The organism is Microcystis sp. M_QC_C_20170808_M3Col, from assembly GCF_007095505.1.
Classification (GTDB): Bacteria; Cyanobacteriota; Cyanobacteriia; order Cyanobacteriales; family Microcystaceae; genus Microcystis.
On sequence record NZ_SFBY01000468.1, the window covers coordinates 1 to 19,254 of the forward strand.

Consider the following 19,254-nt stretch of genomic DNA (forward strand, 5'->3'; position numbering starts at 1 on the left):
CTGTGTGGAAGGAAGAAGAATAGAGATAATTTTCCAGAAATATAGTCTTCAAAGTCTTGCCGTCGCTAAGACTCCTACGAATGATCAGCACTGATGATCACACAAAGTCGAGAAGAGCCGCTTAGGGAGCATCTCACCTTTGTAACTCCTATAGCAAAGACCAAGGTGCTTAGGACAATCCATCGCTGAAACCCTGTTCAGATAAGAGTTTGAAAATTGAAAGCGTCCTAAATAACCCATTATTTGCTATAAATTAAGTTTTATGTCAAGCTATTTTGAAAGCCTTGCCAAAAGTCAGTTTTAGCGACAAGCATAATTACTCACTTGCATAAATGAGATGCTCCCCGGCCGCTTATCTTCTTGCTTAACATCCTAAACGCCGCTTATCTTCTTGCTTAACATCCTAAACTTCGATTGTCACTGCTGAAACTTCCCCATATACTTGTGAACAAGTTACAACTATAGAGTAAATGCTAAAGTTTTCCCTTTAACATTTCTCTGGGAAATCCTTTGAATAATTGAATACATTGGCTTATAAACCGTGATTTTATCAAGGTTATTTTCAGTGCAAATGAGATAGTTGTAATTGCTAAATAACCATAAATAATCACCTTTCGGGAAATACCGAAAAAAGACCTGGCTGGGTTCCCTCTACTAGGATAACCAGATAGTTATAAAACACAATTATTGTCCTCAAAACAAGGAAAAAAATGCCGAAAACTCAAAGCGATAAAATCGCTCATCCTATAGCCGTTGTCGGAATGGGTTGCCATTACCCTGGTGCCAACCAATTAAGCGAACTTTGGGAGAATATTTTGGCGCGTCGTTGTCAATTTCGCCAGTTTCCCGACCAACGTTTACCACTCTCGGAATATTATGATCCCGATCCCGCCACTCCCGATAAAACCTACGGAACACGCGGGGCCTTCATTGATGGCTTTCAATTCGACTGGGTTAATCGTCGAGTTCCGAAAAAAACGGTCGATGGAACCGACATCGTGCATTGGTTAGCCTTAGAAGTGGCCAACAAAGCGATCGAAGATGCTGGGTATCGTCGAGATACCATTCCCACCCAAAAAACTGGGGTCATTCTCGGCAATTCCTTAACTGGAGAACATACTCGATCGAATGTGATGCGGTTACGTTGGCCCTACGTACGAAGAGCCTTGCGAGCCGCTGCCGAAGTCAAAGGACTGTCTGGAACAATTGTGGAAGAACTTCTCGAAACGATGGAGAAATTCTATAAATCCGTTTTCCCACCCATTACCGAAGATAGCCTTGCTGGAGGACTGTCCAACACCATAGCCGGACGAATCTGTAACTTTTTTAATTTTGACGGTGGTGGTTATACCGTGGATGGCGCTTGTTCCTCCTCCCTAATCGCCGTTGTCACTGCCGCCAACGCTTTAAGTAATGGCGATTTAGACATGGCCTTAGCCGGTGGCATTGATATCAGTCTCGATACCTTTGAATTAATTGGTTTCGCCAAAACCGGCGCCTTAACCAGCCAGGATATGAAAGTGTACGATCGCCGTGCCAGTGGCTTTATCCCTGGGGAGGGAGCTGGTTTTGTCGTTCTCAAACGATTAGCCGACGCACAGGCCAATGGCGACTACATTTATGCCCTGTTGAACGGTTGGGCTCTGTCCTCCGACGGCAAAGGAGGCATTACCGCACCCTCCAAGGTGGGACAGTCCAAAGCCCTATTAAGAGCTTACGAAAAAGCCGGTTATAGTCCCCAGTCTCTTCATTTTATTGAAGGACATGGAACCGGAACCCCCGTAGGCGATCGGGCTGAAATTGAAGGGGTAGCCCTAGCGATGAACGCCTCGAAACCTGCCCCCCCGCGTTCCTGTGGCATGACTTCTTTTAAATCCCTAGTTGGTCATACGAAAGCGGCGGCCGGGATCGGGGGTTTCATTAAAGCGGTCATGGCGGTTAATCAGCGGATCGTTCCCCCGACCGTTAACTGTCAAGAACCGAATCCCGTTTTCGAGGAGAGCGCCCAATGTTTATATCCAGTGCAACTAGGGGAAGTCTACCCGGAAACGGAGATTTTACGGGCGGGAGTGTCGGCGATGGGTTTTGGGGGCATTAACTCCCATGTAACCCTAATATCTGGTGATGCACCTTCCCCCCGGTTAAAACCCAGTTTAGACCAGCGTTCGCTTTTAGTCTCCAACCAAGATAGCGAAATCTTTGTCTTCGGGGCTAATTCTCTTGCCCAACTGCTGGAATCTCTGCAAATTTTCTCAGAACAAGCCAAAGGGATGAGTTTAGCAGATATGGTGGATTTAGCAGCGCAGAATGCTCAAAAATTAGCCCCTCAGACTTCAATTCGCGCCGCCATTGTGGCAGAAACCCCCAGAGAATTACTGGAGCGCTTGGAGCATTTAATCAACATTCTTCACTCTCAACCCCCAGCCGCGGGAGAAACATATATATCCCAGCGAAAAGACATCTGGCTCGCCCATCAAGTGCAGCGTTCTCGAGTAGCTTTTCTCTTTCCAGGACAAGGTTCACAAAAGCTGAACATGGCCCGGACTTTGGTGGAGCGATATTCTTGGGCAAGAGAGTTAGTGCAACAGGCAGATTTATGGCTGATTGAATCTGGTTTTGAACCGATTAGTCCATTAATTTACCGTCCTCTTGACCGCGCTGTTAACCAACAACAAGTAGAACAATGGTTTAAGGCTCTCACCGATGTTGCACCGCAAGCAATCTGCTTGACTTCACTACTGTGGAAGCATTACCTGAAGCGACTTGGACTGGAACCAGTGGCACTAGGGGGTCATAGTTTGGGCGAATTGACTGCTTTTGAAGCGGCTGGTGCTTATGATGAAAAAACCCTCCTTTGCTTTGCCGCAATGCGGGGAAAAGCAATGACAGTTAAGGGCGATTCTATCGGGACAATGGCGAGTTTAGCTTGCTCGGATGCCACCGCGCAAAAGCTCTTACAAGGGATTTCTGGGTATGTAACAGTTGCTAATATCAATAGTCCTCAACAGACAGTTATTTCTGGAGAAAAAAACAGTGTTGCTGCTGTTTGTGACGTTGCCCTAGCCCAAGAAATTCAAGTTCGCCAACTTCCAGTAGCGAATGCTTTTCACTCCCAAATGGTGGCGACAGCAGCTGAATATTTGCGAAAAGAAGCTCCCATTCCTGAGATTTTCGAGCAAGTTTCTCTGCCTCTATTTACCAGTGTCAACGGCCAGATAGTTAATTCAGGACTCAACTTAAAAGAACACTTTGCTCATCAGGTTGTTGCTCAGGTAAATTTTGTTTCTCTTGTCGAAAATCTGAAGAATAAATGTGACTTGATAGTTGAAGTTGGACCGGGAAAAGTGCTTTCTGGTTTAGTAGGATCAATAGTTCCTTCTCCCCTCTGTTTTCCCCTAGAGTCAAAACCGGGTATCGCTTGCGATTTGAATACTTTTTTAGCCGCTTACTTTGTCCAAGGAGGCGAACTCAACTGGCAAGCGTTGTATGAACAACGACTGGTTCGTCCTTTTGTCCCGGCTGCTGAGCGTCTGTTTGTTGATAATCCCTGCGAACGATCTTTTCCGGTATCTCTTGAAGAAATTGAGTCGAGTTCTGCCTTCTCTTGGAGAGAAATACAACAGTCATCACCAAATACGGCTCTCGCTTATTCCTCGAATTTTTCTCAACCAGAAAGTCTTTTTGCAGATGATGAACTAACGAGAGTCTTGGCAAATTACCTGCTGGAACGTGGTTCTTTTCTCTCTGAGTTAATCAGTGCCGATATCCAAAGCTTACCCTTTGTAAACAATCACAATGCCTAGAGGACATTATGACTTATTCTTCTGACTCCAAACAAGCCGTTGGCAATCAAGAGATTGTCAAAATTCTCTCCCATTACTTCTCTAACCGAAGCCAGTTTTTGTCCCAAGTTATCAAAGCAGATCTTCAGTCTTATATTTTGCTTAAAAGTCCAGCAACTAATCTGATTCCCTTTCAGAACAGTGATCAGGTAAATAGACCTGTTAATAGCCATAGTCATAGCACTGCTAATAGCAATGGTCATAGCAATGGCAATGGCAAGCGAATCCCAGAAACAACAGTAATCCAAACCAATTTAACTGTTGAGAAACGTTTAATTGAGTTAGTTGCAGAAAAAACTGGCTATCCAGTAGCCAGCATCAATCTTGATGCCAAACTACTAGATGATTTGAATTTAGATTCCATCAAAGCTGGCGAGTTAGTAGCGACAGCCGCCAAAACCTTTGGTGTGAGCGGAAAAATTGATCCTTCTGCTTTAGCTAATGCTACTTTGCAAGAAGTAAAACAGGCTATTGATGCCATTGTTGCGGTGGGAATGCCGACTGGGATTCCTCAGCACATAGAAGTTGCGCCTCTGGCTTCCCCGCCTTCAACTTCCCCCGATATTACCCAAAAACTACTGGAATTAGTCGAAGAAATGACTGGGTTTCCTAAAGATACTCTCAGCCTCGATCTTCGTCTTCTTGATGATTTAAACCTCGATTCTATTAAAGCAGCCGAGCTAGTTGCTACAGCAGTCAAACAAGTGGGAGCAACTGGAAAACTAGATCCCTCAGCTTTAGCGAATGGAACTTTGGCGGATGTCATTACGGCGCTGGAGAAGGTATCAAACCAACTCTCTGTCAAAACTGCTGCTTCAGAGAAAACATCAGTGCTGCCAGCAAGCCAAAACAATTCTCCCCCATTTGTCAACTGGGTTCGTAACTACGCCATTGAATATGTCCCTCAACCTCTGACTCCACCAACAATTGCGACTGATTGGTCACAAGCTCAAGTCTTAATTGTCTCTGATGTTTTAGACCTGGGGAATCTATCTAATGCTGGCACATCGATTGCTCAAACTCTTACCAAGCAATTAGAGCAATTGGGCGCGCAAGTCCAACAAAAGACCTACGCCGAAATCGCAGCGGCAGAACCCGCCAGTATCGGTTTATTCTCCCACTATCTAGGGATTTTACCCGATATTTCCCCCTTGCCATCGGAATTACCCCTCGCCGCCATGGTAACTCGCCTCAGCAGTGTTGCTACCATTAGCCACACCAATCCCTCGGCAACTTTAGCTTATATTCAATTTGGTGGGGGGCGTTTTGGCACTGGTGAGGGGGAATACCATCCCGAAGTCGCTTCAGCCGCGGCCTTTGCCCGCAGTGTTCATCTAGAACGCCAAGAAGCACGAGTCCGGGTAATAGATTTGGCGGCAGAAATTGAACCAACTCAGGCCAGTAAATTAGTAATTCAGGAACTAGCCGGATCTGAGGCGATTACAACCGTTGGCTATGATGCGACGCAAGTAAGACTAATCCCCCAAGCCCAGTTACAGCAGCCGATTGATTATACGCCCCGTTCCCTCACCTGGTCAGCCTCAGACGTAATTCTGGTGACAGGTGGAGCCAAGGGAATTACCGCCGAATGCGCTCTCGCTTTAGGAAAAGAAACGGGAGTGAAAATGGCTTTGGTGGGGCGAGCACCAGCGCCAGAAGCCGAAGATAGCAACAGCGAAATTGCCCAAACTCTCAAGCGCTTAGCGGCTCAAGGACTCACCGGTGCTTACTATCGCTGCAATATTGCCAATCCTACCGAAGTCCAACAGTTAGTTGACCAAGTGACCCAGGAATTAGGACCCATCACGGGAGTAGTTCACGGAGCCGGACTCAATCAACCCCGTCGCGTCGAACAAGTTAGACCCCAAGATGCTCAAACAGAAGTCTCACCCAAACTTTTGGGAGCTTACAACTTATTGCAGACATTAGCCTCTAACCCACCCAAGCTCTTTATCGCTTTTAGTTCGATTATCGGCGTTACTGGAATGCCTGGTAATGCTTGGTATGCCTTTGCCAATGAATCCCTGTCCTTGCTGTTACAACAGTACCAACGCCAACACCCCCAAACCCAGGTACTTGCGCTTGCTTATAGCGTTTGGGATGAAATCGGCATGGGAGCGCGTCTTGGCAGTGTCAAGCATCTAGAGCGCATGGGGATCAAGGCGATTGCTCCGAGTGAAGGAGTCAGCCGCTTTCTCAAGCTTTTCCAAAACGCACCAAGCACCTCACAGGTAGTAATCACTGCTCGCTTGGGTGGCTTAGATACCTGGTTACCAACCCCTTTACCCTCTCCCGCCGGACTGCGCTTTATCGAAAATGTCCAATATGTGGAACCACAGGTAGCCTTGACCGTGCGGACTCATCTGAGTTTAGGGAAGGATCTCTATGTCAAAGACCACCTTTGGCGCGGTTCCTATTTGTTCCCCACCGTGTTTGGGTTATGTGCCATGGCCCAAGCTGTAGCTTACCTGACAGGAACCTCAACCCCCCCAATTGTTCGCCTAGAAGATATTTCTCTACGACGACCAATAGTCGTTAATCCAGAGACTGGAGTTGAGATTCAAATTGAAGCAGAAATTGCCGAAGCTACCAGCAATGGGGAACGTCGAGTTAAAGTCGGCATTTATACCGAGCAAACGGGCTTTTCTCTCGCTCATTTTTCTGCCAATCTCATTCTCGGAGAGTTGACTTCCGCTTCTCAGGAAAAACCCGAATTAGGCGAACCTCTTCCAATCGCTCCCAAAACCGATCTCTACGGGGATTTACTCTTCCAGGGAGAACGTTTTCAACGCCTGGGTGAAATTTACACCCTTAGTGAAAAACAGAGTGTCTTCCGTTCCCACTCGCAACTTTCTGGAGAAGATTTATCCAATCAAAGCTTTAGCAAAGGATTGAATCACTCCTTAATCCTCGGCGATCCCTATTTTCGCGATGTCTTGCTCCAATCGGTACAGTTGACCATTCCCCAAGATATCTGCTTGCCTGTGGAAATTGCCAAGATTGAGCGATTTAAACCGGCCAGCAGCGATCAAGGTCGCCGCCTTGTCACCGTTAACCTATTGGCCCGGGAAGATCGGGAGTATATTAGTGAAGTGATTGCTACCGATGAGCAGGGGAACTTAATTGAACGCTTGAGCGGTTATCGCCTACGGATTCTCGAAGAACACCAGGAAAATCCTACTGCTGCTGAGTTAGGTAATCCCGAAACCCGTGATCGCCAACACTTGCGACAAGTGTTACAGACAACTTGTCAGGGATTCGAGATTCCACCGCCTACCGTTGCGCTTGGTTATGCGCCTAACCTGCAAGGGAAATCCTTAGAACAGCGCCGCCAACAGGAAAAACCCATTGTAGAACGCGCGCTGAAAACTAAGCTAGGACTCAAACCCGATCAAAAACTTGTTTTCGAGCTTGAGTCTCTCCCCTCTGGTAAGCCTCAACTGAGCGGGACACAAGTTTCTGGGTTAAATGTTTCTTTATCTCACTGCGATCGCTATTGTCTCTGCACTGTCGCTGAAACCCCCCAAGGTTGTGATATCGAAGCAATTACCCCTCGCAGCACCGAGGACTGGGTCGCCCTCTTAAGCGATCGCCGCAGTCAACTGATGGAGCAATTAGTGCGCCAAGGAGACAGCCAAGAGCGTGCCGGTATGAGGATTTGGTCAGCCACAGAAGCAGTTCGCAAAGCTTTTAATGGTAGTGATCCGCAGTTTTCTCTAGTGGCGAAACAAGGGGATGGGGTCTTGTTATCCACCTCAACCCCGGAGGGTGAGTCTCAAGTGCTGACTGTCCCTGTCAAATTAACCCGTCCACCAGAACGGATGGTGGCGATTGTGGTTTCCCACACCCCAGTGTCTGTCCCCACAGAAGCTAATTTCCAGTCTCCTCAAGCAACGGAAGCGGCGATTATCCCAGCGACACCTGGGAAAATTGACAGCCATAGCTCTCGCTACACTCATGACGGGCCGCAAGGACAATTAGTCTATGAGCAACGCTATCAAGTCAGTTTCAAAGATAGTGGTAGCATTAGCCGTCACGTTTACTTTGCCCAATATTTTCGCTGGATTGGCAAAATTCGGGAATTGCCGATGGAAAGTATTGCCCAGCAAATGTTAGCCGACTTCCTAACTGGAGATTGGGGCATGGTTACCAATTCCGTTAGCCTGCGAGTTGTGGGAGAAGCCACTTCCTATGATGTGATTCAAGCGCGAGCTTGGGTAGGCAATATTGTCGGCTCCTCCTTTGAGACTTACATCGAGTTTTGTAAGGTATTGCCCGATAATTCCCTAGAGCGTCTGGCGATTGCCGAAGTTAAAGCCACTTGGGTGCGGTTAGTCAGCTATGGGGTTCCTGCTCCCATGCCTTTCCCGCCCTATCTCCAAGACTATTTGGCTCGCTTTGCCGCTGACAAACCCGCCAGCCTTGATTTAAAACACCCGGAAACCCTGCCTCTGGCTCCCCTACCTGCGAGCCTTGCTTCCCTCAAGCCTGGCGCAGTCATTGATGACATTCCACAACAAGAAAGCCGCTATGGACGGTTATTGCGGTCTGAGATCTTCCAAACCACTCTGGAAGAATCGAATTTGGTCGGTAATGTTTACTACGGCAATTATTTCATCTGGCAAGGACGCATTCTCGACCTGTTCCTTTACTCGGTTGCTCCTGAATATTTGCGGATTTCTAATCCTTGCGGGGAAATGGTCTGTCTCTATACCCGCATGGACTATCTACGGGAAGCGATGCCTTTTGATCGCATTCGCACCCTTCTCTATGTGCGTTCAGTATCCGAGTATGGCGCATCCTTCAACTTTGAGTTCTTCCGGGAACAGCCTGATGGCACATTGGCAAAACTTCATGTGGGTCAACAAGATGTGGCTTGGGTGGAGCGGCGAAAAGATGGAACGGCGGTAGCCGCACCTTGGCCCGAAGCGGTGAAGCAGTCTTTAGTCGCGGGGGCGACAACCGGGGAAGCGGCTCTCTTAATGGTGTAGGAAAACCTGCTCTCGAGGATGGGTTTCCCACCCATCCTCAGACCAACCGACTTACTAGATTCTGATTTCTCACTTTTCTCTATCTATCTCTCCAGGAAAATTTTTCATGTACAAGCCGAATAAATCATTGAAAAACCAACTCCGACTGATCCACATCTTGGCATCACTCCTCTTAGGGATTTTTATCTATTCCCCCTGGCGCAATCATCCAGGAATGCTGATAGCCGTCGGGATTGTTGTCTTTCCCCTCTTAAGCTTCACTGGACTTTGGATGTGGCAAGGGCGACGCATCGAAAAATGGTTAATGGAGAGCCGAACCATACTTTCCTCAAAAGATTCTCCCTCTCAATTGAACTAACCTAACGTAATTCTGGTTCTTCGGTTTGTGTTATGTAATAGACGGGGATTATAAGGGATGAAAACCTTTGTTGTTGATCTAGAACGAACTAATCAATTAAGTCTCTTGTCAGATCAGGATTTAGTCGATTTATGCCCCCCGATAAAACCAGACCAAGTAACGAAGAACCGTAATTCTCATCCCTTTACAGGAGAAATTGATCAATGAACACGACTCAAGCTTTGCACTACGATGTTGTAATTATGGGGGCTGGCTTTGCTGGCTTATGTCAAGCGCGACACCTCATGCTCAACATCCCTAATATTCAGGTGGCGATGATTGATCCTCGCCCAGAAAATCGACCCGATACAGATCTCAAAATTGGCGAATCTACAGTTGAAATAGCCGCCCTACTGATCTGTAAAGAGTTGGGACTACATGATTACATGATTGAAAATCATCCCCCCAAAGCAGGACTGAACTTCCACTGGCCAAAAAACCCAGCTGAAACTGATTCAATTGATGATTATTATCACGTCTGGATCAATCGTCAACCCCCGATTCCGACCTTTCAGATCAACCGAGCAAAGTTTGAAAGGGACTTGCTCAAAATGAATAAGGAAATGGGAGCAACCTTCTACAACGGAAGAGTTGTCGATGTAGATTTAACCGAAGGCGACCAACTCAAAACCGTCACAGTAAAATTAGAGGATACAACCATAGAAATAAAAGCTAAGCATCTTGTTGATGCTGCTGGTCGCCGATTTATTATCGGCCAAAAAACCGACAATCTCATTTTTGGTTCAGATCAACTCTTAGGAGTTAATAATGGCTCCGCTTGGGTAAGGATTAAAGATGTAGATCGTACCATTTTCCATAGTGGTTATCATCCAGCAGGAACCACTGTCAGTCATTACTACGCCACCAACCATTATTTTGGTCCTGGTCATTGGCTATGGATGATTCCCATTGATCGAGATAGTAAAGAACTTTCTCTCGGAGTCATTCACCACCACGATGTCATTCCCGCAGCCACCATAAACACCCAAGAAAAGTTTACTGCTTTTTTGAAAGCTAACCATACGGTTCTCTATAAATTATTGCAAAATAGCGAGTTGGTTGACTTTCATTATTTGCCCCGAGTTGCCCACAAAAGTAAAGTGATGTTTTCGCCTGATAACTGGTATGTGGTGGGAGATTCAGCCTGTATTTTTGATGCTTTTTATTCCTTGGGGACGACGATGATTGCCATCGCCATTGAAAGCATTACCGAAATTGTCCGCGCCAAATTGGCAAACGATGCCAATGCTGAAGAAAAACGGGCTGTTTACAATGACTTTAATTTGGCTTTTACTGATAGCGTCAACACTTTCATGCAGGAACATCAAAAACAGTTAGGTCATGCCAGTATTATGAGTTGGCGGATTTACTTTGAGTATATGTGGTGGTTTGGTATTTTAGTCCCCATGTACATCGGTAAATGGCATTTAGAGCCGAGTTTTCTCAAACAGTTTACCGGACCTTTCCGTACTTTTCTCAATGGCTTATTCGTCGATGTCTATCAAGACGGTAACGAACTAGTAGAGCGAGGAGTTAATATGGGTTTGATGGATGCGATTCGAGCCGATCAACTAATCGGCAGTTACTATACCTTCAAACACTTTGAAGACTTCCTAGAAAATAGCAAGCTTGAACCCCAACGTTGCAACATTTTCACCAGCATGAAAAATACCTTTTTCTATGTGGCAATCTGGTATGCGATGTTCCAGTGGAAAGGTTTTGGCTGGCGCGGCCTGTTGAAACCCCGCAATTTAGCTCATTTTAGCTATCTGTTAGCCCAAAGTGGATTATCAGCCCTGGGAGAAATGCGGCATAACTTCTTGACTCGTGGTCTGCCAGATAATAGCGAAATCGAGGAAATGCGCCAAGAATTCAAAGAATATCGCTATCAAGGTAAGTTACAGCCCTGGAGTGCTGAACTTTCTTAAAACTTGGTTCAAATCTCACAGTTTTTTACTCTCTCAAATTCAAGCAATTTGCCAAAAATAACGTCGATTAATTCAGGAGTAAATCAATGCAAATGACTCAAGATAAAGAGTATGATGTGGTCATTATGGGGGCTGGCTTTGCTGGCTTATGTCAAGCGCGACACCTCAAGCTCAAGATTCCCAATATCAAAGTAGCTCTAGTCGATCCCCGTCCCGAACAACGCACAGATAAGGACTTAAAAATTGGCGAATCTACCATTGAAATTGCGGCTCTTTTTCTCGCCAAAGAATTGGGACTTCATGATTACTTAATTGAAAATCACGCCCCCAAACAAGGGTTGAACTTTCACTGGCCGAAAAACCCAGCAAAAACCGAAACAATTGACGACTACTACCATGCTGGTTCCAACCGACAAGTACCCATTCCCTCCTTTCAAATCAACCGTGCCAAGTTTGAACAAGACTTGCTGAAAATGGATAAAGCTATGGGAATCACTTTCTATAACGGGCAAGTTGTCGATGTTGAGTTAACCCCTGGCGATGCCATTAAAACGGTTAAAATTAAGGTTGGCGATGAAAGAATCGACCTACAAGCCAAACACGTTATCGATGCAGCAGGACGGAAATTCATCATCGGACGCAAGACTGACAACCTCCTATTTGGTCCAGAAAACTTAATGGGATTAAACACAGGTTCTGCTTGGGTACGAGTCAAAAATGTAGATCGTACTATTTTTCACAGTGGCTACGATCCTCTTAATGCCTCAACCAGCCATTATTACTCAACTAATCACTATTTTGGAGAAGGACATTGGCTGTGGATGATTCCGATTGACACCCAAACAATGGAATTATCTATTGGTGTGATTCATCACCATGATGTGATTGATTCTACTCAGGTAAACAGCCGGGAAAAATTCCATAATTTCCTGCGAAATAACCACCAAATTCTTGCCAATATTATTGACAGTGGAGAAGCGGTAGATTTCCACTATTGGCCGCGGATTTCTCACAGTAGCAAAACCCTATTTTCTCCTGATAATTGGTATGTACTTGGCGACGCTGCTTATATCTTCGATGCTTTCTATTCCTACGGAACCACCACGATTGCTTTAGCGATTGAAGGGATAACGGAGATTGTGCGGGCCAAACTAGCAGGAGAAGCTGACGCAGAAGCTAAGCGGACTGCTTACAATGAATTTAACTTAGCCTATTCTCGCAGTGTCAATTGTCTCTATCGGGGACACGACAAACAGTTAGGTCATGCCAGTGTGATGAGTTGGCGCATTTACTTTGAATATATGTGGTGGTTTGGGGTGCAAATTCCTATGTATGTAGGTAAATGGCATTTGGACCTCACCTATATTCCGATCTTTCTCAAAACCCTTAACAGCAATATTGATGGACTGTTTGCTGATTTAAACCAACAATTTACCGAACTAGCAGACAAGGATGTCAATATTGGGTTAATGGATTGTTACCGGGGCGATCAACTTTTCAAGGGTTATCACACTCTCAAACACTTTGATGACTTCTTAGAAAATACTAAGTTTGAACCCCGCCGTTGTAATGTCTTTGCTGGTTTAAAAGCTACCTGTTTTTATGCGGCTCTTTGGTATGCTCTCTTCCAATGGAAAGCATTTGGCCTACGGGGTTGTCTTAATCCACGACATATTTACCACTTTTTCCGTCTGTTAGGGTTATCAGGGCAAGCAACTATCGGCGAGTTAATTTACAAGTTCAAAACTAAAGGATTGCCCGCCAATAGCGAAATTGAAGCCATGCGCCAAGAGTTTAAAACTTATCAATATCAACCGACACTCCAGCCTTGGCTAACAGAAGCATCCCATTCTTAACGATTCCCATCTGGCAATTAAAAATGTAAAATTAAAAATTAAAAATTGTTAGCTCTTCAATTTTTAATTTTTAATTTACGACCTTCTTTCTTCCATCATTCTCTCAATTATTAAGGAGTTAACCATGAATCCCACCGCTACTAAATCTCTCGAATACGATGTCATTATCATGGGAGCTGGCTTTGCTGGACTGTGCCAAGCACGACATCTGATGCTGAACATTCCGGGCATTCGCGTCGCCATGATTGATCCCCGTCCTATGGAAAGGACGGACAAAGATCTAAAAATTGGTGAGTCTTTAATCGAAGTTGCGGCTTTATTTCTCTGTAAAGAATTAGGACTGCACGACTATCTAATCGAAAACCACACTCCCAAATCTGGTCTCAATTTTCACTGGCCTAAAGATACCTCAAAAACAGCCAGCCTTGACGATTACTATCATGTCTGGGCAAACCGTCAAACTCCGGTTGGTTCTTTTCACCTACAACGGGCTAAATTTGAGCAAGATTTACTGGCGATGAATTGTCAGATGGGAGCCGATTTTTACAATGGACGGGTCAAAGATGTAGATCTCACTCAAGGGGATGATCTGAAAACAGTTTACGCTAAAGTTGGCGAGGAAAATATTACCCTTCAAGCCAAGCACGTTATCGATGCCGCAGGACGGAATTTTATTATTGGACGCAAAACTGATAATGTGCTTTCCGGTCCAGAAAATCTCCTGGGAGTCAATAATGGTTCGGCGTGGCTGCGGGTGAAAAATATAGACCGCACAATTTTCCACAGTGGCTACCATCCCGAAGGCGCATCTACCAGCCATTACTATGCCACCAATCATTATTTTGGCCAGGGCCATTGGTTGTGGATGATTCCCATTGATAAGAAGTCTATGGAGTTATCTATTGGCATCATTCACCATCACGATGTTATCCCCGCTAAAAGCATCAACAACCTTGAGAAGTTTTCCAGTTTTCTCAATGCGAATCATACTATTCTCTCTCGATTGATTGACAGTGGGGAAGTAGTTGATTTTCATTACTGGCCGAAAATTGCCCACAAAAGTAAAGTTCTCTTCTCTTCTGACAACTGGTACATTATTGGCGATGCCGCCCATATTTTCGATGCTTTTTATTCCTATGGAACGACCATGATCGCTTTTGAGGTGGAAAGTGTCACAGAAATTATCCGCGCTAAATTAGCAGGGGAAGCAGCAGCAGAACAAAAACGATCCGCTTACAATGATTTCAACCTAGCTTATGCTCGTACTGTCAACTGTCTCTACCGAGATCATGCCTATCAACTCGGTCATGCTAGTGTTATGAGTTGGCGAATTTATTTTGAGTATATGTGGTGGTTTGGTGTGCATATTCCCACCTACATTGGTAAATGGCATCTGGACTTGAATTTTATCCCCCGCTACGTCAAGATTGCTAATGGAAATGTAGATGGCATTTTCGCTGACTTATGTAAAGAGTTTCATCAATTAGTTGAAGAAGGAGCTAATATCGGCTTAATGGATGCCTATCGTGCTGACCAATTATGGGGCAATTATGGGACATTAAAGCACTTTGATGACTTCTTAGAAAATACTAAATTCGAGCCTCGGCGGTGTAATGTTTTTGCCAGTATGAAAGCTGTTTATTTCTACATCGCTATTTGGTACGCTCTCTTTCAGTGGAAAGCTTTTGGACTAGCTGGCTGGTTAACCCCACGACACTGGTACTACTTTGGTCGGATGTTGAGCCTATCGGTTCAAGCGACTATTGCCGAAGTTATCTATAAGTGGAAAACGCGAGGAATACCTGACAACACCCAAATGGAAAAGATGCGTGAAGAATTTAAGAGCTATCATTATCAACCGCAGGATAAATACTCTTTTCCGGTTGAAGAAGTGGCAAATAAAGCAGTAAAAATTGAGTCGTTTGCTTCTTAGTTTTATTGCTGTTGTATCCTGATCTTATTGGAGGGACTTCTCATGCAATCAACTACCCTTGTTCTATCTCAATTGCTCTTAGAGTCTCATGAATTGCGTCGAGGAATAAACCGCATTGGTTTAAACCTTTCCGACTTAGAACTCCAAGCGCTTGAGCAGGGAAACTCAGTTTCCTTAGAAGGCAGAGGACTGAGTGAAATTGGGTCAATGTTTATCATGGCAGCTGCCGTTGCTGCCATTAATTTGGGTAAACCGAGAACGCTGCTTAAGTTTTCTGATTTACCGACTCTTGTTGAGCCAAACATTCCGCCTGAAAATGCTAATTGTCCTGGAATTCCGATTTACTGTTGGCTCTCTGAATTAGACAAAAAACGTTGTGTTTATCTCACCTTAACCGATAGTAAACCAGTTCTCCAGATCGGCGCTTAGTAGAGAATTTTATCAGTTAACTAATGAATCATAGGGAAAAAAGATGAAATTTTGGCTACTCGGCGGAATACTTATTACTTTGGTGGCACTACTGGTACTTTTAGGACTGGTTTACCAGCAAGTTGCCACAATTAAAGATCAAAGTAAGTATCCACCACCTGGTCAATTGATAGATGTAGGGGGTTATCGCTTGCATCTCCACTGTAAAAGTCAAGGTAGTCCCACTGTGGTGATGGACTATGGACTAGGGGGAATATCTCCCCTCTGGCATTGGGTTCAATCAGAAGTAGCAAAGTTCACCTCTGTCTGTGTTTACGACCGCGCTGGCTACGGCTGGAGTGAACCCAGTCCCCATCCTCGCACCAGCCTGATTATGGTTCAAGAACTACACACTCTACTGAAAAAAGGGGGAATAGCTGGACCTTATTTACTGGTGGGTCATTCCTTGGGGGGGTTGAATATGCGCTTGTTTGCCAGCCAGTATCCCTCAGAAGTAGTAGGAGTGGTTTTAGTGGATGCGGTACCGGCAAATGTCTATAGCCGTCTGGGGAATGAATTTAGGAAAAATATGGCAGCAACGCGGCAAATGTTTCGCAGTTTATCGATCATTTCTCGCCTGGGAATCTTGCGCCTCCTGCTGCAACTCAAAGGCAGTGATGTCGCTCCCGAATTTGTCCAAAAAATGCCCCCGTCTGTACAATCTGTTGTTTTAGCGAAGTTCCTGCCTCAAAGCTTTAATACTGCCTTAGCCGAAAGCGCATTAATGGAAAAAGATGCTGCATTGGTCAGTAAAACTTCCTTTCCCTCTCACTTACCCTTAGTCGTAATTTCTCACGGACTGAATATGTTTTCCGGGCAAAATGTAGAAGCAGCTGAGTCTATCTGGCGGCAATTACAGGCAGAAACCTCCCAGCTTTCGACTTCGGGAAGCTTACAAATCGCTTACGGCAGTGGTCATAATATCCACATTGATCAACCTCAATTAGTTGTCGATGCAATCAGGAAAATCTTACAACAGATTAATCTCAAGGATAAGACAAATGAAAAACTCTAAGTTTAAAATGCTGCCACTTATTCCAAGCATTATGGGCTTAACAGTTTCCCTATTGCCAGGAGCAATAACTCCCGCCAATGCCTCTTCTTTAAACTGTGGTTCAGGGAACAATTGGATTTCTAATTGTTCGAGCCAGATCTACGATTTTGCTAACACAGTTATCGTTAGTGCTAACTTTGGCTTTAGTCCGAACAATTTACCAGATTTTACCGCAATTCTTCAGGGAAAAACTAAGATTTTATTAGGAAATCCCGTTGATGCCATTATTGGCGATCCTTTACTGGGTAATGTAGGCAGTGTTGATGGTATTGCCGACGTAGTTCAACTGGAAGTCTTCCACAATATCGCTTCAGGTCCTACTCCTTTTGTCCCCCTGATTACTGCCTTAGCTGGGGATGGAGTGCCGGATTTAGCCCCGACTCCTTCCGGGTCAACTTTACCCTATGTTTCCCTCTATTCGGCAGGAGCTATCAGCCAAAGAAGCGATAATTCCTCTTTAGGAGATAGTTTCTTGAAATTCTTTTTAGAAAACCAAGGAACGCCAGAAGGAACAATTCGCACCAGAGACCCCGTAACCCTCAATCTATCCTCACCTTTAACTGGGTTTCCTCCAGAAGGAGCCAGGAGTCAGCTAGAATTTTTCAGTTCTGCCATTACCCCTTTATTTACTCCTGGACTTGATGGAGTGTTTTGGACAGGGGATGAAGTCGAAGTAGCTCGCATTGTTCCTGATGCTAACAATCGGGCGGTGACTCTTTCCCTAACGCCAATTCCTGAGCCTTCTAATACCCTGTCTTGTTTACTATTAGGACTCGGACTCTTGGGAGTTAGTCGCTTACAAAAAGCTGACAAAAAGTTTGAGTAACTTAAAATAAATCAGATTTTTATTGCAAAGGAGAAAATGAGATGGCTACTTTTATCGGCACCACTGGCAACGATCTTTTATTCGGCAGCAATGGTGATGATATTTTATATGGCAACGGTGGCAATGACTATCTTGATGGTGGACTTGGCAACGATACTTTAGTGACTGGCGATGGCAACGATGCCTTACTTGGGGGTGGCGGTAATGACTTACTGTTCGGCGGAGGTGGCAACGACTATTTAAGTGGCGGCGATGGCAACGACATTCTCCTTGGGGGTGATGGACGTGACATTCTCCTTGGTGGCAATGGTGATGACGCTCTCAATGGCGGTGATGGCGACGACATTCTCAATGGTGATGCTGGCAATGATACTTTAAGTGGAGGTGCTGGCAAAGACGGGATTATTGGCGGTTCTGGCGACGAGCAGGTAACAGGGGGTGATGGCAACGACGGCATCTGGGGCGGTGATGGCAACGATGGCATCATTGGTGGTGATGGCAACGATGGCATCATTGGTGATGTTGGTGACGACGTACTTAATGGCGGTGATGGTGACGATGCTCTCTTTGGTGGTTCTGGTAACGACATTCTTTTTGGCGAGGTGGGCAATGATGCTCTCTTTGGTGATAGTGGCAACGATGTATTAATTGGTGGCTTGGGTGGAGATACTCTTACGGGCGGTGCTGGTGCCGATCAATTTGTTTTCAGTAGTCCCCAAGATGGCATTGACACTATTACAGATTTTTCAGTTATTAATGATATTATAATCATCTCTGCTGCGGGTTTCACCGATGACCTCATAGCCAGTACTTTGCTGATGCCCGAGCAATTTGTCATTGGTGCAGCAGCAGTTGATTCTAATGATAGATTTGTTTATAACACAGCTAACGGGGCTTTATTCTTTGATGTTGATGGTGTAGGCGGAATCGCTCAAGTTCAGATTGCTAAACTATCATCTGGACTTACTTTGACTAACAATAACATTTTTGTTGGTGATAATTTCGCCGTCTAAGCAGATGTGTCTAATCTTTAAGTAAAAGAGAAAAGTTTATGTTCAATTATCGTGGTCAGACAGCATTAATTACGGGAGCGTCATCTGGGATTGGCGAGGTATTTGCCCGCGAGCTTGCTAAGCGTGGCATGAATGTCATTTTGGTAGCAAGGGCTGAAGAAAAACTACAGACAATGGCAACGGATCTTCATCAAGTTTACGGTGTCCGCACTGAAGTAATTGTTATCGATCTAAGCAAGGGAAATGCTGCGCAGGATGTTTTTGACGCTGTGGAGCAAATGGAGCTTACCGTGGATTTACTTGTCAATAATGCTGGGTTTCTTAACTATGCACCCTTTGAACAAATACCTCTTGAGCAAGATCACGCACAGGTAATGGTTAACGTAGTGGCTTTAGTTGATTTAACCCATAAATTTATTCCAGGAATGCTGGCTAAAGGAGAAGGCGGCGTGATTAACTTATCCTCTAGCGGTGCTTTTCAACCCATGCCTTATATGGCAGTTTATGGAGCTACTAAGGCATTTGTGCTTTCCTTTAGTGAGGCTCTTTGGGCTGAGTACCGCCATCGAGGATTGCGGGTTTTAGCACTTTGCCCAGGACCGACGGCAACCAGATCTTTAGTTAAAATATTTGATGATGGAAGTGCTACCTCTCCTCATCGCGTGGTAGCAGTTGCCCTTAAAGCTCTCGAAGCCGGGCGCAATTATGTTATTCCAGGACTGAAGAATTATTTGCTGGCTCACAGTGTTCCTCGCTTAATGCCACGCAGGATAACGGTGCAAATCTTAGAACGCATAACTCGACCAAGTGGTAAACCCTCTTAAAAAACGGCGTTGTCAGATTAAGAGATGATGAGGTAAAATAAATGAAAAATAAAATAAGCAGAAAGAACAATGAAATGCCCAGAATGTCAAAGCCATCACATCAATAAAAATGGTCATCGAGG

General features: G+C 45.1%; 12 protein-coding genes. All 12 read left to right on the forward strand.

Annotated elements, in window-relative coordinates; all coding sequences use genetic code 11:
* Nucleotides 1-710 precede the first annotated feature (710 nt).
* The 12 genes from EWV84_RS21755 to EWV84_RS21810 all read left to right on the forward strand — a co-directional run bounded on the left by EWV84_RS21755 (nucleotide 711) and on the right by EWV84_RS21810 (nucleotide 19,132).
* Entirely contained in the window at nucleotides 711-3,803 is a 3,093-nt protein-coding gene (locus EWV84_RS21755; RefSeq protein ID WP_287080011.1) for a type I polyketide synthase, read from the forward strand.
* A gap of 8 nt (nucleotides 3,804-3,811) precedes the next feature.
* Nucleotides 3,812-8,833: an SDR family NAD(P)-dependent oxidoreductase gene (locus tag EWV84_RS21760; protein ID WP_287080012.1), complete on the forward strand. Its 5,022-nt coding sequence runs from the start codon at nucleotides 3,812-3,814 to the stop codon at nucleotides 8,831-8,833.
* A gap of 106 nt (nucleotides 8,834-8,939) precedes the next feature.
* Nucleotides 8,940-9,191, forward strand: a complete 252-nt coding sequence (locus tag EWV84_RS21765; protein WP_287080013.1) for a hypothetical protein — start codon at nucleotides 8,940-8,942, stop codon at nucleotides 9,189-9,191.
* 57 nt (nucleotides 9,192-9,248) lie between these two features.
* Entirely contained in the window at nucleotides 9,249-9,398 is a 150-nt protein-coding gene (locus tag EWV84_RS21770) for a hypothetical protein (protein ID WP_287080015.1), read from the forward strand.
* Entirely contained in the window at nucleotides 9,395-11,158 is a 1,764-nt protein-coding gene (locus tag EWV84_RS21775; protein ID WP_287080017.1) for an NAD(P)/FAD-dependent oxidoreductase, read from the forward strand. The genes EWV84_RS21770 and EWV84_RS21775 overlap by 4 nt, the downstream gene beginning before the upstream one ends.
* Nucleotides 11,159-11,244: 86 nt before the next feature.
* Entirely contained in the window at nucleotides 11,245-13,014 is a 1,770-nt protein-coding gene (locus tag EWV84_RS21780) for an NAD(P)/FAD-dependent oxidoreductase (RefSeq protein ID WP_287080018.1), read from the forward strand.
* Nucleotides 13,015-13,138: 124 nt separating this feature from the next.
* Nucleotides 13,139-14,947 carry an NAD(P)/FAD-dependent oxidoreductase gene (locus tag EWV84_RS21785; RefSeq protein WP_287080019.1) on the forward strand — a complete coding sequence of 603 codons (1,809 nt, stop codon included), beginning with the start codon at nucleotides 13,139-13,141 and terminating at the stop codon, nucleotides 14,945-14,947.
* Between the two features lie 42 nt (nucleotides 14,948-14,989).
* Nucleotides 14,990-15,376, forward strand: coding sequence for a hypothetical protein (locus EWV84_RS21790; RefSeq protein WP_287080021.1), 387 nt, complete (start codon nucleotides 14,990-14,992; stop codon nucleotides 15,374-15,376).
* A gap of 43 nt (nucleotides 15,377-15,419) precedes the next feature.
* The gene (locus EWV84_RS21795) at nucleotides 15,420-16,430 is read left to right on the forward strand and encodes an alpha/beta fold hydrolase (protein WP_287080022.1); all 1,011 of its coding nucleotides are present in this window, start codon (nucleotides 15,420-15,422) and stop codon (nucleotides 16,428-16,430) included.
* A complete protein-coding gene (locus tag EWV84_RS21800; protein ID WP_287080024.1) occupies nucleotides 16,417-17,295 on the forward strand; it encodes a hypothetical protein in 879 nt (292 codons plus the stop codon). The genes EWV84_RS21795 and EWV84_RS21800 overlap by 14 nt, the downstream gene beginning before the upstream one ends.
* 41 nt (nucleotides 17,296-17,336) lie before the next feature.
* Complete coding sequence (locus EWV84_RS21805) at nucleotides 17,337-18,308, forward strand: calcium-binding protein (RefSeq protein ID WP_287080026.1); 972 nt, start codon at nucleotides 17,337-17,339, stop codon at nucleotides 18,306-18,308.
* 38 nt (nucleotides 18,309-18,346) lie between these two features.
* Entirely contained in the window at nucleotides 18,347-19,132 is a 786-nt protein-coding gene (locus EWV84_RS21810; RefSeq protein ID WP_287080028.1) for an SDR family NAD(P)-dependent oxidoreductase, read from the forward strand.
* Nucleotides 19,133-19,254 lie beyond the last annotated feature (122 nt).

Excerpts from the sequence above, each read along its gene's own strand:
- EWV84_RS21755 (WP_287080011.1), top strand. The coding sequence starts at position 711 with ATGCCGAAAACTCAAAGCGATAAAATCGCTCATCCTATAGCCGTTGTC.
- EWV84_RS21760 (WP_287080012.1), top strand. The coding sequence starts at position 3,812 with ATGACTTATTCTTCTGACTCCAAACAAGCCGTTGGCAATCAAGAGATT.
- EWV84_RS21765 (WP_287080013.1), top strand. The coding sequence starts at position 8,940 with ATGTACAAGCCGAATAAATCATTGAAAAACCAACTCCGACTGATCCAC.
- EWV84_RS21770 (WP_287080015.1), top strand. The coding sequence starts at position 9,249 with ATGAAAACCTTTGTTGTTGATCTAGAACGAACTAATCAATTAAGTCTC.
- EWV84_RS21775 (WP_287080017.1), top strand. The coding sequence starts at position 9,395 with ATGAACACGACTCAAGCTTTGCACTACGATGTTGTAATTATGGGGGCT.
- EWV84_RS21780 (WP_287080018.1), top strand. The coding sequence starts at position 11,245 with ATGCAAATGACTCAAGATAAAGAGTATGATGTGGTCATTATGGGGGCT.
- EWV84_RS21785 (WP_287080019.1), top strand. The coding sequence starts at position 13,139 with ATGAATCCCACCGCTACTAAATCTCTCGAATACGATGTCATTATCATG.
- EWV84_RS21790 (WP_287080021.1), top strand. The coding sequence starts at position 14,990 with ATGCAATCAACTACCCTTGTTCTATCTCAATTGCTCTTAGAGTCTCAT.
- EWV84_RS21795 (WP_287080022.1), top strand. The coding sequence starts at position 15,420 with ATGAAATTTTGGCTACTCGGCGGAATACTTATTACTTTGGTGGCACTA.
- EWV84_RS21800 (WP_287080024.1), top strand. The coding sequence starts at position 16,417 with ATGAAAAACTCTAAGTTTAAAATGCTGCCACTTATTCCAAGCATTATG.
- EWV84_RS21805 (WP_287080026.1), top strand. The coding sequence starts at position 17,337 with ATGGCTACTTTTATCGGCACCACTGGCAACGATCTTTTATTCGGCAGC.
- EWV84_RS21810 (WP_287080028.1), top strand. The coding sequence starts at position 18,347 with ATGTTCAATTATCGTGGTCAGACAGCATTAATTACGGGAGCGTCATCT.